Below are 15,921 nucleotides of genomic sequence, written 5' to 3' on the forward strand. Positions count from 1 at the left end.
CATTACTTTAAGCTATTTGTAATAATAGAAACCTGATTAAACAATAAAAATTGAACTACTATGGGCTTTGTAAAAGAGTTTAAAGAATTTGCCATGAAGGGCAACGTAATGGATCTTGCAATAGGTGTTATTATTGGTGCCGCCTTTGGAAAGATCGTTGACTCAATTGTAAATGACCTCCTGATGCCTATCATCTCCCGCGTGCTGCTGCATGGCATCAGTTTTACCGACAAATTTGTTTCGCTCGATGGCACGCATTACGCCACTTACGACGCAGCCAAAAAAGCCGGCGCCGCAATATTCGCGTGGGGAAATTTCATCCAGGTATTCATCAACTTCCTCATCATAGCCTTTGTTTTATTTATGGTAGTAAAAGGGCTCAACAGATTGAAAAAAGATGCTCCCGCTGCTCCTGCAGAACCTTCCAGCACAGATAAATTGTTGATGGAAATAAGGGATGAGTTGAAGAAATAGGCAACGTTTCACGATAAAAGAATCTCTTTGACAATTAATAATTAATAATTAATAATTAATAGAGCAGTCTTTCATGATTGACATCAATCTTGTCAGGATGCCGCACCTATTAATTTTTAATTATTAATTATTAATTATTTTAAACACAATCATTATGAAAAAAGCAATGCTCGCATGTAGCCTGGTTTTGATGACGGGTTGGCTATTTGCACAGGATCAAACGATCAAAAGTCTACAGACAGAAAGTAACAGAGCGGTTAAAAAAGATCCAAATGATACAATTCCCAGAAACTGGAAGGTCGGCGGTCTGTTTTCCCTCACTTTTGGACAGACATCTCTTTCAAACTGGGCCGCAGGTGGCGATGAGCTGTCAATCAACTTTAATAGTATCCTGAGTTTATATGGCTACTATAAAAAAGGGAGACATACATGGGATAATACACTGGATCTTGGTCTTGGCTATGTGAAAACAACGTCGCTGGGTATGCGCAAAAGCAACGATAAAATAGATCTTTATTCCAAGTACGGATATGAATTGGCTCCGAAATGGTATTTGAGCGGACTGGTGAATTTCCGCAGCCAGTTTACCGCAGGTTACAACTACCCAAACGACACCACGGTGGAAAAAATATCCAACTTCATGGCTCCGGGCTACCTGCTTCTCTCTGCCGGTATTGATTTCAGGCCAACGGACTATTTTACCATTTTTGTGTCGCCGCTCACTTCGCGCTGGACATTTGTTACCGATAATGATCTTTCCGCAAAAGGCGCTTATGGCGTAGATACCGGCAAACACGTTCGTAATGAAATAGGTGCGTTTATGACCATAAACTACATGCACGAGATCATGAAAAATGTGGTGTATAAGTCCAGGCTTGACCTTTTCTCCAATTACCAGCACAATCCGCAAAATGTAGACGTCTACTTTACAAACCTGCTGGCCCTAAAGGTGAACAAGTGGCTCCAGGCGAGCGTTGCACTGGACATTATTTATGACGATGATGTACGTGTTTTTGGCCCCAACCACGACTCGCCACGTACGCAATTGCGTGAGAGTGTGGGGGTTGGATTGGCTGTAAAGTTCTAGCAATTTGAAAATTTGAGGATTTGAAAATTTGAAAATGCTTTAAGCGTAGTCTGTTGGGCTAATTGTTTACTCCAGGATATTTGGAGAGTTAATTAAGAAAATGAAAGTTGAGCTGAAAGAATTTTCAAATTCTCATATTTTCAAATTTTCAAATAAAGGCATTCTTGAAATACCGAATGAAAAAATGTTATTCGCCTTCTTAGGCAATTTCCCTCGTAAATACTATATTTTTGTAAAGCCTGTTGTTATCAGCAGGCTTTATTCTTAAAATATAATACGTGAGTCAGCAGCCAACATATCAGATCAAGTTACCTCAGTTTGAGGGCCCGTTTGACCTTTTATTGTTCTTCATTGAGAGGGATGAATTGGATATTTATAATATTCCTATCACCAAGATTATCAATGACTTTCTCGCTTATATACATTCCCAGGAAAACCTGAACATCGAGCTTTCGAGCGAATTCATTCTTTTCGTTTCCACATTAATGCGCATTAAAGCAAAAATGCTGTTGCCAAGAAAAGAACTGGATGCACAGGGAAATGAAATTGACCCTCGCCAGGAATTGATCGACAAAATTCTCGAATACAAAAAATACAAGCAGGCCGCGGCGGAAATGGCGGAAATGGAAGCCATCCGTATGCTGATGGTAAAACGCGGTAATCTGCAAAAAGACATCTCGTCCATTGGCGAAGAAGCGGGTGAAGGAACTGAAATACAGGCGATTACACTTTTCAAACTAATGAAGGCCTTTGAAAAGGCTATGCAAAAAGTGTATGAGCGCAACAACAAACCAGTACATACCGTAGTGCAGTATCACTACACTATGGAAAAAAGCCGCGAACACATGCTGGCCACCGTAACCCGCGAAAAAACAATGTCGTTCGAAAAAATATTCGAATTCTGCGACAACCGAATCCACGCTATCTTCCTGTTCCTCAGCATGTTGGAGCTGGTACAAATGAAGTACATGACGATCCTGGCGGGTGAAGGAAGAAACAACTTCATTGTGGAATTCAACGAGAACCGCGAAGAGGACGACGTTTTCAACTTCGAATTACTGAACTAATAGCTATATCTTTTTAGCAGGGCTTCGACAAGCTCAGCCTGACACTCTGCTAATGCTGTCAGGCTGAGCTTGTCGAAGCCTTTTGCATAATGTGATAATATTTCTCGCGACAAGCTGGCAGTTTTATCAGCTGATTATCTCTTGGTACATTAATTGATGTTTAAACACTAAACTAAAAGGAGTTTAATTTTATGGAAACAGTATTTCATCCTTCATCAGAAAGAGGTCATGCCAATCATGGCTGGCTGGATTCTTACCATTCATTCAGTTTTGCTAGTTGGTATGAGCCTTCCAAAATACATTTTGGAGCACTTCGTGTTTTGAATGATGATGTAGTGGCTGGAGGTGGCGGTTTTGGCGCACATCCGCACGACAATATGGAAATTGTTTCGATCCCATTAAAAGGATCTCTGGCCCACAAGGATTCAACGGGAAACGAAAAATTCATTAATACCGGAGATGTCCAGATAATGAGCGCAGGAACAGGTTTGCATCATTCGGAATACAATGCTTCGAAAACGGAGCCTGTAAACTTTTTGCAGATCTGGGTTTTCCCAAAACTGAATAACATCAAGCCGCATTATGATCAAAAAACATTTGACAGCGAGGCGAGAAAAAATAACTGGCAAATAGTAGTAAGTCCTGATGAAAAAGACGGCGGTCTTTGGATTAACCAGGATGCTGTTTTTGCGAGAGCATCTTTGGATCAAAATGCAACATTGAATTACGTACCCAAATTCGCAGGAAACGGTGTTTACCTGTTTGTAATTGAAGGAAGCATTGAAGTGAATGGACAGATTGTGAATAAGAGAGATGCCATTGGCATAAGCGGAAGTGACAACGTGGAGATAAAAGCATTGGCAGATGCGGATGTACTGGCGATCGAGGTACCAATGATTAGTTGAGAGTTGAGAATGGAGAGTGGAGAGTTAATTGAAAATTGAAAGTTGAAAATTGAAAATGAAGTTGCTGTTAGTTGGCCAGTTTAACAACTATTAACTAACAGCAAACAACTTAAAAAAAGGACAAGCAATGACTACAAGAATAATAAACACTATCGAAGATGCTTCGATAGAATTTGTAGGCGCGAATAAAGTGAAAAGGGCTTTGCCTACCAGGAATTTGAAACAAGTAGACCCTTTTATATTTATCGATCATATGGTGCCGGCAACTGTTCCGGCAGGTGCGTCGATAAGAATACCACCTCACCCACATGCTGGTTTTGAAGTGGTGAGCTATATCATTGATGGAGAGTTTTTCCACCGTGATAATAAAGGACATGACCAGATCGCACATCCGGGCGATATTAACTGGATGACATCAGGATCGGGTATCATTCACAGCGAAGGACCAACGGAACAGTTTCTAGAAAAAGGCGGAAACCTCGAATTAATGCAGGTTTGGATCAATTTGCCTTCTGATAAGAAAAGGCTTGAGCCTTCCTTCAGAAACTACCCTTCTGCAACTTTACCGGTAGTGGATAATGAAACGAGCCGTGTAAAAGTTTTAATAGGCGAATATGAAGGCAAGACTTCTCCCGTTACCACTCATACATCGATGTACTACTACCACATCAATGTTAAAGCGGGAAACACATTTACACTACCTGTGAAAGATGGCTATACAGCAGGCTTGTATGTAATGGAAGGAAAAGTGAAAATATTGGCAGATGAAATACAGGCAGGACAGGTAGTACAATTTGCACCGGAAGGAACGCAAGTCGTTTTTAAAGCATTGGAAGATGTGACCTTAATTGCTTTTGGCGGTGAGCCGATCAATGAAAAGGTGGTGAGTTATGGCCCGTTTGTAATGAACAGTTTTCCTGAAATCCAGGAAGCCATTGCAAATTTTGAAGCTGGAAAGATGGGAGAACTTACATATTAAGATTGTTCACAGTTTAGGGATTTTTTAGCCGCTTATCAAATCGTTAAGAAATGATGAGCGGCTTTTTATTGGCTGGCATTAAGTCAAAAGGAAAAAGGAAAAATTCAAAAAGGTTCGGGCTGATATTTCTGTTGTTACTTTGAGTAGAACGCCGGTCATAGCGGATGTTGAAAGGGTACAGATAAAAAAATTCCGCCTGGGTGGCGGAATTATAGCAGTTGGTTTTGGATAATATTTTTAATAAATCAAAACCGTAAATTATATCGTAGGAAAGGTGTTAAGTAATAGTTAAGTATTCAGCGAATATAAGTTAAATCTACATTCAACCGTTTTTTTATGTGCATTTTTTTCCACTTATTCTACTCACTTACCTTAATAAATACGCATATAAATCGTTTATAATCTATATGTATTTAGAATATACTTGCATTTCTGTACACTGTAAATCTTATTTTTGACTCCTATGTGGCCAATTTGTATTAAAGAATTCCGACAATTCTTCAGCAGCCTGACAGGCTTAATTGCTATTTCCATCTTTCTATTGCTAACGGGGTTATTCCTGTTTGTTTTTCCCGACACTAATATTTTCGACGATGGCTATGCTACCCTCGATCAGTTTTTTAATCTCGCTCCGTGGATTTTGCTATTTCTAATTCCAGCAATAACCATGAGAAGTTTTGCAGAAGAATTTAAAACAGGCACTTATGAAATTTTGCAAACGAGTCCCGTTTCTTATAAACAAGTGATATTGGGCAAATACTTTGGCTGCCTTCTTATTGTTATCATCGCTTTGTTACCAACCATCATCTATGCTATTTCTGTAAATGCACTTTCGGAAACAAGTGGCATTGATACAGGCGCAACCATTGGGTCATACATAGGTTTGTTTTTGCTGGCGGCGATTTTTACTGCAATCGGTATTTGCTGTAGCAGCTTCAGTAATAATGCAGTGGTTGCTTTCATTATTAGTGCATTTGCGTGTTTTATTGTGTACACAGGTTTTAATGCGATCAGCCGCATTCCTGTTTTTGCTTCAGGTGCAGATTACTATATTGAAATGATAGGAATTGATTTCCATTATAAAAGTTTAAGTCGTGGTGTGATTGACAGTCGTGATGTTATTTATTTTCTATCTGTGATTGTTTTTTTCCTTGTGTTCACATGGAGGAATCTGTCGAGAAGATTTAGCGCAGCATAGAAATCTCCGATACTTAAAACTCAAAACTCAAAACTTTCTAAAGCGGCTCGCCGCAAAATATATTGGAATGAAGAAGTTATTTAACACGAAACTTTGGTGGCTGTTCTTATTGATCATTTTGCTGGCAATCACCTACATCGCTTCTGCCGTGCACTATAGGTTGGATCTTACAAAAGAAAAAAGGTTTACCATTTCCCAACCAACAAAAAAACTCATATACGGTTTGGAGGACAAGGTTTCGATTAATGTATTCCTGAGTGGAGAATTGCCTGCAGGTTTTAAAAAACTTGCCAACAGCACCAAAGACCTGTTGCAGGAGTTTAAAGAAGTAAGCAAGAGAAATATTCAATACAGTTTTACAAAACCGGGTGAAGGATTAGGTGACAGCGCACAAGCGCAGTTCCAGGATTCTCTGAGAAGATTGGGCTTAAATCCGATGAACATCCACGCGCAAGTGAAAGAAGGTGAAGGTCAGGAACAACGTCTTGTTTATCCCGGTGCATTGATTACTTACAGAGGTCGCGCCATTGCTATCGATTTACTTCAAGGACAAAGTGCAGTGGATGGCATTAACTCGCTCAATAATGCTGAAGCGTTGCTGGAATACAAGTTTGCCCGTGCGATTCAAAAAATTACGCAGGACAGTGTACCGGTTGTTGGTTACTTATCCGGCAATGGGGAGCCGCTATCTTATAATGTGTATGGTTTTATCGAGAACACTTTGAAGCACGATTATGTTACCCGCATTTTTCCGATTGATAGTTTTCCTGAAATTCCTTCTGTTTTCAGCGCGCTGGTAATTGTAAAACCTACGGTTCCTTTTACTGATGTTCAAAAAGTAAAGCTAGACCAGTACGTAATGCATGGTGGTAAGATCATGTGGCTGGTAGACGAGTTGTATGCAGAAATGGATAGCCTGCAAAGGGCACAAAATGACTTTATTGCTTTCGACCGAAACCTAAACATAGAAGACCTGCTGTTCAAATATGGTGTGCGCATCAATCCAGATCTTTTGCAGGATTTGAACGCAGACAAAATTCCTTCTGTTGTGGGAAGCATGGGAGGCAAGCCTCAAATGGAACTGCTGCCGTGGCCTTATTTCCCATTGCTAACCAATTACAGCAACCACCCTATTGCAAAGAATCTTGACTATGTCGTTTCTCAATTTCCCAACAGCATAGATACGGTGAAAGCAGACGGTATTAAGAAAACAATTTTGCTGGCATCATCTTCTAATAGCAGGGTTTTAAGCACTCCGGCCAAAGTTTCCTTCCAGAGCATTCAAAACGAGGATGACCTGAAAACATTTAACAAAGCGAATGTTCCTGTGGCTGTTTTGCTCGAAGGAAAATTCCAATCGCTTTTTGCCAACAGGCTTACGCAACCACAGAAGGACGCATTTGCAGGGCCCGGAGCATTTGCAAATAGTTCGCCGGACAATAAGATGATCGTGATTGCGGATGGTGATATTGCATTAAATGCCGTTACGCAAAAAGAAGGCCCGCTGCCACTGGGCATGAATATGTTTACGCAGTATCAATATGCCAACAAGGATTTTCTTTCGAACTGTCTCGAATACCTTACGGACAACTCCGGTATTCTTGAGGCACGCAGTAAAGATTATACCCTTCGTTTGCTTGATAAAAAGAAAATAGAATCAGAAAAATCGAAATGGCAAATCATTAACATTGTGTTGCCGCTATTGCTGGTGTTTATTTTCGGCATCTTGTACCAATACATTCGTAAAAGAAAGTACCGTACAGCGGAATAAAGTTTGCAGCTGTAAAAACAGTCACTAATCGTTAAGGCTTCGACAAGCTCAGCCTGACAACCCGAGCGGAGTGTCAGGCTGAGCTTGTCGAAGCCTTCTGGCAAATAGAAATGTCAATATTAATCATTGCCTAACGATTGGCTTTTTTCATTACATTTATGAGAGTCCCGTTGGGACGCATGCATCCAAATAAGTATTTTTGCGGGCATTAAAATATCTTCAGCAGAATGGCACTGACACCACAACAGATTTCTTATATCGTTTTTGGAATTGTAATTATCCTTGCATTGGTTTTTGACCTTGGCTTACTCAGTAAAAAAAATGCTGTAGTAACGATTAAAAAGGCTTTGACACAAACGATTTTTTGGGTGGTACTTGCGTTGGGCTTTGGCATATTTGTTTGGTTTGAAGACGGCCCAAAACACGCTGTCGAATATTTGAGCGCCTACCTCATGGAGTGGTCGCTGAGCATTGATAACATCTTTGTTTTCATTCTCATTTTTACCTTCTTTGGCATCAAGGAAAAATTTTACGGAAGGCTGTTGCTCATTGGTATTTTGCTGGCCATTTTGCTGCGTGTCATTTTCATATCTGTAGGCATTGTTCTTATCGAACGCTTTACCTGGGTGCTGTGGATCTTTGGCGCAATCTTGTTATGGACAGGTATCAAAATGTTTACCACAAAACACGATGAAGAACCTGACTTGAGCAACAACAGGGTTTATAAATTCCTTCAACGTGTTTTTCCATTGACGCATGAAGATGGCAACGGAAGTTTTGTTGTGTACCAGGATGGCAAAAAATACTACACCATTTTATTTGTAGCAGTTATCATGCTGGCAACAACGGACATTCTTTTTGCGCTTGACTCCATACCGGCGGTATTTGCCATTACTCAGGAAAGACTGATCGTTTATACTTCCAATATCTTTGCGGTGCTTGGTTTGCGTTCTTTGTTCTTTTTGTTAAAGGGCGCTGTAAACAAATTTGCTTACCTGCAGCAGGGCATTGCAATCGTGCTGGTTTTTATCGGCCTGAAAATGCTGGCAGAAATCTTTCACCTGAAAATACCTTCATACATTTCGTTGCTGGTGATTGTCCTCTGTATCGGGCTCTCAATTGTTTATTCTGCTGCGGTTGCTAAAAAAGATACGGACCCCGATATGGAACAGAAAGATCTTCATTGATCGACCACTCACCTACCCTGATCGCAGAAAGAAACATATTTCTGTACGCTTGTCTACTCCAATTTTCCGGTATGTAAATTGAAGGGAGATGATGCTTTTGCTTATTTAAAAATATCGAACCATTGCAATATACTATTCCGACTATTGTTCAGATCGTTAAAGGGAAACTACTGCAAACGGGCACGGATGACGTCTCCATTGACAGGCTATTGCTAGACAGTCGTAAGGTCTTGTTTCCTGCGAGCTCCCTGTTTTTTGCGCTAAAAGGTGGCCGCAGAAATGGTCATAGCTTTCTGCTGGAAACTTATGAAAAAGGCGTGCGCAACTTTGTTGTAAGCGAGGTCCCTGAAATGGAGCTTCCCGGCGCAAACATCATCCAGGTAAAAGACACATTGGTTGCACTGCAAACGCTATCCATTCACCATCGCAAGCAGTTTAAGTTTCCGGTTATCGGCATCACGGGAAGCAACGGAAAGACGATTGTGAAGGAGTGGCTGAACCAATTGCTGGAAGCGGATTACAACATTGTAAAAAGTCCCAAGAGTTACAACTCGCAAATAGGTGTTCCATTGAGTGTGTGGCAAATGGACGAGCAATACAATCTCGGCATTTTTGAAGCGGGTATTTCGCAGAGTGGCGAAATGGAAAAACTGGAGAAGATCATTCAACCTACGATCGGTGTTTTTACCAACATCGGCGAGGCACACAGCCAGGGCTTTATGAGCACGCGCCAGAAAGTGAATGAAAAGCTACAACTCTTCAAACATGTTAACACACTTATTTACTGCAAAGATTATTCAGAAATAAATGAAGGTATTGCTTCGTACCTCCACCAGTTTCAGCAAGCAGAGAGCAGACCCGACATGAAATTGTTTGACTGGAGCGCGAAGACTGGCGCAACGGTAAGGGTTTGTTCTATCGTAAAGAAAAACAATTCAACTACGATTGAAGCAGAATATAACGGTGCAAAAATTTCTTTGAAAGTTCCTTTTATTGATGATGCGTCCATTGAAAATGCGATCACTTGTTGGTGTGTTTTACTGCATGAAAACGTTGATCAAAACGTTATAGCAGAACGCATGATGCAGCTTACGCAAGTGGCCATGCGCCTGGAGTTAAAAAAAGGAACAAACAATTGTTCTATTATTAACGACAGCTATTCTGCGGATATAAGCTCGCTTAAAATTGCTTTGGATTTTCTGGCGCAACAACAGCAGCACCCAAAAAGAACGGTGATACTTTCTGATATTTTACAAAGTGCAGAAAGCGATGCGGAGCTATACGATATTGTAGCGAGGACACTAAAAGAAAAACACATCAATCGCCTGATCGGCATTGGTGATCACATCAGCCGCCATCATAAATCTTTTGAAAAAATAGAGGGGCTTGAAACGCATTTCTATCCTTCTACAGAAGCTTTCAAACGCGACTTTTATCATTACAATTTTACCAATGAAAGCATTTTGCTAAAAGGTGCCCGCATTTTTAAGTTCGAACAAGTAAGCCGTTTGCTCGAGCAAAAGGCACATCAAACGGTGCTTGAAATAAACCTTGAAGCATTTGCCAACAACCTGAAAGTGTATCAGCAATTGCTACAGCCATCTACCAAAATGATGGCAATGGTGAAGGCATTTTCTTATGGTAGCGGAAGTTATGAAGTGGCCAATTTGCTTCAATTCCATAAAGTAGATTACCTGGCAGTAGCCTATGCAGATGAAGGTGTGGAACTAAGAAAGGCAGGTATTACTTTACCCATCATGGTAATGAATCCTGAGGAGAGCAGCTATGATGCCATTGTACAGTTTGAATTGCAGCCTGATCTTTTTTCATTCCAGGAAATGCACGACTTTGACTCGTTTTTAAAAAAGCAAAACATCAAGGATTTTCCTGTGCACGTGGAACTGGAAACGGGCATGAACAGGCTGGGCTTCGACATTCTGGAGTTACCGCTATTGTTGGAGGCACTCAAAAACAGTTCTTTCAAAGTGCAATCTGTATTCAGTCATCTTGCGGCAAGTGAAGATCCAAATGAAGATGAGTTTACAAGGCAACAGGGAGAAAAATTCTTGAACGCATGTGCCGCAATAGAAGAAACGCTCGGATATAAATTCATAAAGCATATTGCCAACACTGCCGGTATATTGCGCCATCCGCATCTGCAACTGGATATGGTGCGACTGGGCATTGGCCTGTATGGTGTTGACAGCGCAGAAACGGGCAGACTGTCCTTGCAGGAAGTGTCTGCGTTGAAAACAACAGTGGCGCAGGTAAAACATTTGCATCCAAACGATACGGTTGGTTATAATCGTCGCGGCAAGGCCAAAGAAAATACGGTCATTGCCACTGTGCGCATCGGCTATGCAGATGGTTATGAGAGAAGGCTCGGCAATGGCGCAGGAAAAATGATGATTAACGGAAAACTCGCACCTGTGATAGGCAGTGTGTGCATGGATATGACGATGATCGACGTTACCGGTATTGAAGATGTAAAAGAAGGTGATGAAGTAACTGTGTTTGGAAATGGCCTCAGCATTGTGGACGTCGCAAAATGGGCAGGCACCATTCCCTATGAAATTATGACCGGTATATCGCAGCGAGTGAAGAGGGTTTATTTCGAGGAGGGATAGGGAAACGCTAAAGGCATAATGCTTAACGCAGAACGCCAAACGCTAAACGCCCCGGTTCATGTCTTTATGAATCGGGGCGTTTAGCGTTGTGCCTTTGGCATTATGCGTTAAGCGTTTAGCATTCTTCCTCACTTATCTTATCAATACTACCGAACCTCTTTGAACAAACGACGCACCGGATGGACACTGCATTTCTGCGTAATAAATGTAGGTGCCAGTTGGCAATGGTTTACCATTCATTGTACCATCCCAGCAGGTAGATCTGTTTGAGGCAATAATATCGCTGCGGTCGTACACTTTAACGCCCCATCTGTCAAAAATGGTAAGATGTTTCAACATGCCAATTCCTTTGATGATAAACACATCATTGTTACCATCTCCGTTTGGTGTAAAGGCGTTTGGAATCCTTACAAGACTTTCGCCGCACAATACTTTCATTGCTATCATATCAGAAGCAGAACAGCCTTCATTGTTTTTCACTGTAATGGTATAATCCATGTCAGAAAATGGAGTCAGTTTTGTGTTGGGGCAACTTACACAATCCAGATAATTGGATGGCTGCCATAACCACTGAACAATATCCTTGCTACCCGTTGCATTTAATTGTGTTGACGAACCTACCATTACTGTTTCTGCTGTTCCTGCATTTACTGTCGGCAATGGTTTAGCACGAATCTTTATTTCGGCAGTGTCTGTAAAGCAGTTGTATTTGTCGTATCCTACCAGCGTATAGGTATCTGTTTTCGTGACTTTCACTTCGGGATTTGGAATGTCGGAACCATTTAATGCCGCCACACTATTTATCCATTTGTAAGTGGTAGCTCCTGAAGCAGATAGTGCAACGGTGTTACCTGTGCAGGTTGCGGTATCTCCTTTTAACTGAATATCTATCGGCTTGGCAACAAATATCGTAGTAGAACCTTCGTTTGAGCAACCAAGATCATCTTTAATGCTTACTTTATAGGTGGTTGTTTCTACGGGCGATGCGGATGGAGATGCGATGTCGGTTTTGCTCAATCCATTTGAGGGGGACCATGAATAGGTTTGTCCGCCACTTGCATTCAATTGAATTGATTTGCCCAAACACAAAACCGGATCTTTCGGATCAAATGTAAGAATGGGATTTTCCCGCACTTTTACTGAAGCCGGCGCTGCTGCCGTTGCAGTGCACCCACTGGCATCTGTTATTAAAAGCATTGGTTTATATGAGCCGCTGGCAGCATATGTGTATGTATTTTTTACATCAGCTCCTGAAAGAATATTACCATCTCCCATATCCCACTTATAGCTGACAGCACCTTGTGCCGTGCCATCCAACGCTATAGCCTGCCCTATACAAACTTCGGCTGGAGAGGCCGTTAACGTGCCTGAAGGCTGACTTACAATTATCGAATCTTTATACGTTGCTGTTAATCCGTTATAACCATATACATACAATGTAACGTAGTATTTACCTGGCTTTTCATATACGTGACTTGCGTAGTTGATATTGTCGGCAGTAATGCCATCGCCGAAGTCCCATGTCACTTTAGTGTAGTTATACGAGTTATTTGAAAAATTAACCAACACCGGAGGGCAACTGCGACCGCTTATGTTTGAGAGACTTTTTCCCAACGCCGGATAAAAATCTTTTACAATAATCTCCTGTGTAACCGAGCCGCCACATTTTGTAATGGTATCAATTGCAGTGAGTGTTATTTTGTAAGTTCCCGCAATCGGATATGTGCTGCTTGGGCTGTATTGAGTCGAAGTGGCATTTCCAAGATCCCAGGTATAGACTGTATTTCTCGTGTCAGGGTTTTGGGAATTATTGTAAAAATAAACCGTCGAATTCAATTGCACATTGCTTGATGATGGATAGAACGCAGGCTTTGGACCTCCCACTTTTACCGATCTGTATGTTGTGGTGGAGGAATTCACGCAGCCCGCATCGTCCTTCAGGCTTAGCGTTACTGTAAAATATCCCGGACTTGCGTATTGATGTGAAACTGTCGCTCCTGCTGTTGTTACGGTCTGTGTAGCACCATCACCAAAGTTCCAGTTCCATTCTTTTATTTTGGTACCGTTTGCGTTGGATGTGTCTTTAAATGTTATGGGAGTTTGATAGCAAACTCCTTCGTTTAATACCTGGAAGCCGGCTTTAGATGCTTGTATCACCTGTATCGGAACAAAGTTGGTTGTATCGTTGCAGCCAAAATATCTCGAGGTCACAACCATGGCAATGGTGTTTGTGCCCTGTTTAAATCCGCCGGTTGTGGCAGAAAATTTCACATCATTATTCACAGCAGCGGACTTGGTGTAGTTGTACAAATAACCGGGATATGGCCCATCTCCATAAATCAACCTTGGATTGTCGAAGTAATAGTATTGATTGTAGTAGCTATCATAATAATAATACTGATTGTTGACCGGGTAATTGGAAAAATTAAATGTCAACTGATCATTTTCTGCACAAACTATTTTTTTGTCAATGGCCAATACAGGGCTTTGTTTTAAATAGACGGTCACACTGGTACTTGTACTTACACTGCAATCTCCATTAACAGCAGTAAGCGTTACGTAGTACTGTCCGTTTTGTGTGTATGTGTGTTTGGCGACAGCTTGTGTTCCGGGCGTAGTTACAGCCGGCGTGTTATCTCCCCAATTCCAGATTACAGAGGTGGCGTTTACTGAGCTTTGTGAAAACGTAACTTCACCTCTCGTACCGTCGCAAGTATTCGCTGTACCGGAGATTTTAGGAAATGGCGGCTTCACAGTGATGTAGTTGTCTTTGGTCAGCGTATCGCGGCATGCGCTGTTTCCGGCAATCAATCGCACATTATACACGCCTTCGGCACCATACGAAACCGAAGTAGCCGATCCTGAGCCGGAGCGTCCGCCAAAATCCCAATTATAAAATTGTATTGAACCTGTTGTAGTGGCGGTAAATGTTGCAGGATTAGGACCACACAAGGTGGTGTTGCTCGCCACAAAATCTGTAATCTTTGCAGGAGTAAAAACAGTGAATGCACTGGTAGACATAGATCCCGTGCAACCGTTTTTTGTAGTATAGCTTAAGGAAGGAACATATGCGCCCGGTTTTGAATAAGTATGTTTGGGTACAGCGTCTGTCGATGTTTCGCCGTCTCCAAAGTTCCAGTTGTAAGAAACAATGTCTGCCACGCCTGAAGTAAACAGTTCTACATCAAAAGGTCCGCAATTGTCCCTGGGATTCTTTCCGGTAGAACTTTTAATCGATATGCTTCCCGATGGCCGGTAAATGTCAACACCTTTTGATACTGTTTTGCTACATCCATAAGCATTGCCCACTGTTAGCTGAACATAATAGTATCCATCAGATGTGTAGTTGCGCGTAGGTGCCTGAATGGTCGCATCCGGATTGCTCGAGGAGTTATAATAGTTGAAGAACCACCGCCATGAAGTCGCATCTGCCGTGGTGTCTTTAAACTTCACGTCGACAGGTGCCCCACAAAATCCCTGTAGTTCAGATATAAAGCCATTCGTCTTGGGAGATGGTTTTACTTCGAATTTTTGAGTTGCAGAATCAGGGCAGTTGTCAAACATTGCCTTTACTTTAATTTCATGTGTTCCCACCGGAAGCGAGCTATAGTAATACGAACTACCATTCCAGCCAATAGGCACTCCATCCAGCACCCATGAATAGTTATAGGTATATGGTGAAAGTGCGGGCGAAAAACTACCGCTTGTATTGTCGCAAACAAGAGATGGAGGAGTTAAACTGACACTGTAGCTGGCAACGTTGAGGTATTCACTTAAACTTTTTGTTATGCTACAACCGTCGGTATTTTTTGTAGTAAGTGAAACTGTGTAAATGCCCTTCTTGTTGAATACATAAGAGGGCGATATATCTGTACTCTTGTTGCCATCTCCAAAATTCCATTCATAGCTTAATGTCCCCGGCCCTGAACTAAGATTGGTGAACTGCACCGCATCTGACGTTTTACACAATATTTTTTTGTCGGAAGTAAAGTTTGAATAAATGGAAGGCAATATTGTTAGCAACTCATCTTTCTTAATAGTATTTGTACAGCCGTAAGAGTTGGATACAGTTAAACTGACAGTTGGTTTTTGCAAGACATTATACGTGTGCGAAGCAACCTGGCTGGAGGTTTGAGTAACAGCGCCATCACCAAAATCCCAGGTATAATTGTTAGGTACGCCAGCAACACTTGTGGCACTTGCTGTAAAGGTAAATGCTGCTGGTATGCACCCTTTCAGCATGTTTGCCTGAAAATCTACCGTGGGCTTTTTGTAAACAGTAATCTTTTTAGTTTGAACAGATGTTTTGCCGCCGCTTGTAACAGTAAGCTTTACAAGATAATCCCTCTCTTCATAAAAAATTGCTGAGGGGCTGGCTTTGGTGGCACCGTTGCCATTATCAAAATCCCATTTGTACGTAACGTCTGTACCGGTACCGTAAGTTGTATTGTTGAAATTAATTTGCAGTGGAACACAACCTGCATATTTATCTGCGGTAAAATCTGCTGTAAACGACTGTGCATTAGCACTGGTTTTCAAGAGGCAAAATATCAGTAAAAAAACATACCATTTTCCAGGGTATTGAGGCTTCATTGGAACGTAGGTTTAGACAGGGTTATACCTTTG

10 protein-coding genes are annotated in these 15,921 nt (G+C 41.5%); 9 read left to right on the forward strand and 1 reads right to left on the reverse strand.

Annotation, left to right across the window (positions count from 1 at the left end; genetic code table 11):
- The first annotated feature begins 60 nt into the window (after positions 1-60).
- The 9 genes from mscL (at position 61) to KTO63_RS08250 (ending at position 11,295) form a co-directional block, all read left to right on the forward strand.
- Entirely contained in the window at positions 61-474 is a 414-nt protein-coding gene (gene mscL / locus KTO63_RS08210) for a large conductance mechanosensitive channel protein MscL (protein ID WP_217790742.1), read from the forward strand.
- Between the two features lie 154 nt (positions 475-628).
- Complete coding sequence (locus KTO63_RS08215) at positions 629-1,561, forward strand: DUF3078 domain-containing protein (protein ID WP_217790743.1); 933 nt, start codon at positions 629-631, stop codon at positions 1,559-1,561.
- A gap of 278 nt (positions 1,562-1,839) precedes the next feature.
- Entirely contained in the window at positions 1,840-2,628 is a 789-nt protein-coding gene (locus KTO63_RS08220; RefSeq protein WP_217790744.1) for a segregation and condensation protein A, read from the forward strand.
- Between the two features lie 191 nt (positions 2,629-2,819).
- The gene (locus KTO63_RS08225) at positions 2,820-3,533 is read left to right on the forward strand and encodes a pirin family protein (RefSeq protein ID WP_217790745.1); all 714 of its coding nucleotides are present in this window, start codon (positions 2,820-2,822) and stop codon (positions 3,531-3,533) included.
- Positions 3,534-3,660: 127 nt separating this feature from the next.
- Positions 3,661-4,512, forward strand: a complete 852-nt coding sequence (locus KTO63_RS08230; protein ID WP_217790746.1) for a pirin family protein — start codon at positions 3,661-3,663, stop codon at positions 4,510-4,512.
- 463 nt (positions 4,513-4,975) lie between these two features.
- Positions 4,976-5,710, forward strand: a complete 735-nt coding sequence (gene gldF / locus KTO63_RS08235; protein ID WP_217790747.1) for a gliding motility-associated ABC transporter permease subunit GldF — start codon at positions 4,976-4,978, stop codon at positions 5,708-5,710.
- 67 nt (positions 5,711-5,777) lie between these two features.
- Positions 5,778-7,481 (forward strand): gliding motility-associated ABC transporter substrate-binding protein GldG, encoded by a 1,704-nt coding sequence (gene gldG, locus KTO63_RS08240; protein ID WP_217790748.1) that lies wholly within the window; start codon positions 5,778-5,780, stop codon positions 7,479-7,481.
- A 227-nt stretch (positions 7,482-7,708) separates the two neighbouring features.
- Positions 7,709-8,668, forward strand: a complete 960-nt coding sequence (locus tag KTO63_RS08245) for a TerC/Alx family metal homeostasis membrane protein (RefSeq protein ID WP_232373086.1) — start codon at positions 7,709-7,711, stop codon at positions 8,666-8,668.
- A 122-nt stretch (positions 8,669-8,790) separates the two neighbouring features.
- Positions 8,791-11,295, forward strand: a complete 2,505-nt coding sequence (locus tag KTO63_RS08250) for a bifunctional UDP-N-acetylmuramoyl-tripeptide:D-alanyl-D-alanine ligase/alanine racemase (protein WP_232373087.1) — start codon at positions 8,791-8,793, stop codon at positions 11,293-11,295.
- Between the two features lie 132 nt (positions 11,296-11,427).
- On the opposite strand, the gene KTO63_RS08255 is transcribed toward KTO63_RS08250, so the two are convergent.
- Positions 11,428-15,888, reverse strand: a complete 4,461-nt coding sequence (locus tag KTO63_RS08255; RefSeq protein WP_217790749.1) for a PKD domain-containing protein — start codon at positions 15,886-15,888, stop codon at positions 11,428-11,430.
- Between the last annotated feature and the right edge of the window lie 33 nt (positions 15,889-15,921).

Source organism: Pinibacter aurantiacus (assembly GCF_019130065.1).
In the GTDB taxonomy this organism is placed as follows: domain Bacteria; phylum Bacteroidota; class Bacteroidia; order Chitinophagales; family Chitinophagaceae; genus Pinibacter; species Pinibacter aurantiacus.

Coding starts and splice junctions, on each gene's coding strand:
- mscL (WP_217790742.1), top strand. CDS start 61: ATGGGCTTTGTAAAAGAGTTTAAAGAATTTGCCATGAAGGGCAACGTA.
- KTO63_RS08215 (WP_217790743.1), top strand. CDS start 629: ATGAAAAAAGCAATGCTCGCATGTAGCCTGGTTTTGATGACGGGTTGG.
- KTO63_RS08225 (WP_217790745.1), top strand. CDS start 2,820: ATGGAAACAGTATTTCATCCTTCATCAGAAAGAGGTCATGCCAATCAT.
- KTO63_RS08230 (WP_217790746.1), top strand. CDS start 3,661: ATGACTACAAGAATAATAAACACTATCGAAGATGCTTCGATAGAATTT.
- gldF (WP_217790747.1), top strand. CDS start 4,976: ATGTGGCCAATTTGTATTAAAGAATTCCGACAATTCTTCAGCAGCCTG.
- gldG (WP_217790748.1), top strand. CDS start 5,778: ATGAAGAAGTTATTTAACACGAAACTTTGGTGGCTGTTCTTATTGATC.
- KTO63_RS08245 (WP_232373086.1), top strand. CDS start 7,709: ATGGCACTGACACCACAACAGATTTCTTATATCGTTTTTGGAATTGTA.
- KTO63_RS08255 (WP_217790749.1), bottom strand. CDS start 15,888: ATGAAGCCTCAATACCCTGGAAAATGGTATGTTTTTTTACTGATATTT.